Raw genomic sequence first — 1,045 nt, forward strand, 5'->3', positions numbered from 1 at the left:
GCCAACTTACGCCGACTCTTCATACTTTCCTTATCATCAACCCGATGCAAAAGTTGAAGTGCCAACTTACGTATGGTGGCAAAATTCTCCGCCCCATTACCCGACCGAATTCGCTGTTGATCTTCATGGAAAACCATGTCCAGCCACCAGTGCAACTGATTCTCGATCCCCCAATGATGGCGAACGGCCGAGTTGAAAGCCGCAGGGGGCAGTACTAAATCACTCAAATAATAACGGGTCTGGTGGCTGACGACTCCGTTGATCTCACGAGTAGCCTCTACTAGAATCACACTCTGACAGGCAGGCCAATCCCGTAGATCGTCATACAAACTCAGCTTGCTTTCCACATAACAACGGCGCGTTTCAATACGCCCACTACCAAAATCAATGTGCTCATCAACAGGTAGTTGTGGCTTAGTCTGCTGCATCCGCTGGGTCACTTGCTCGTAAAGTAAGCCTTGATTTTTCTTTAACGCCAACAGGTAATGCCCTTTTCTGTCCACGATCAGCTCGGCGTTGCCTGGCTCACAAGCAATGGCATCAATACTCACTAAGGTATTGGTCAACTCCAGGGTCTTGAGTAGCTCCGCAATGGCGGTCTTTTCATTACTTTTAGAGGCCACTTTTTCCTGACCCAGTACCAGCCGATGTTCGCCTGCCCAAGCACTGACAATGCATAAGCCTGATTTCTTCTGACCGGCTTTGGCGGTGGCTCGAAGGACTTTACCGTCCACATTGAGTTGGTTCATCATGGGCTCGAGTGTGGTCATGATCTGTTTTGACCAGCGGTACAAGCAGTGGGCAAAGGCTTTCTTGTCCAAAAATTTGAGTACCCGATTAAATGTATCATGCGATGGAATGCCGTTAGGCAGACTAAGAAAGGTACGCAGGAAGGCCTCTTTTCGACGACCATAAAGGGCAATTTCTTCATAATCATCCGCTCCACAGATAACAGCTAACAGGGTGATTACCAGTATATCAAGTAATAAATGGCGTTTGCGACGATTCAATCGAAAATCCGGTACGTTTGCGAAAAAAGTAGTCC

General features: G+C 47.9%; 1 protein-coding gene. It reads right to left on the bottom strand.

Translation table 11 applies throughout. The annotated features are described in order from the left end of the window. Positions 1 to 1,010: ISAs1 family transposase (locus ACYVGR_RS37575; RefSeq protein ID WP_460966066.1), on the bottom strand; the 1,010-nt coding region annotated here is incomplete at its 3' end. Positions 1,011 to 1,045: the final 35 nt, after the last annotated feature.

This window comes from Spirosoma litoris, from assembly GCF_054776755.1.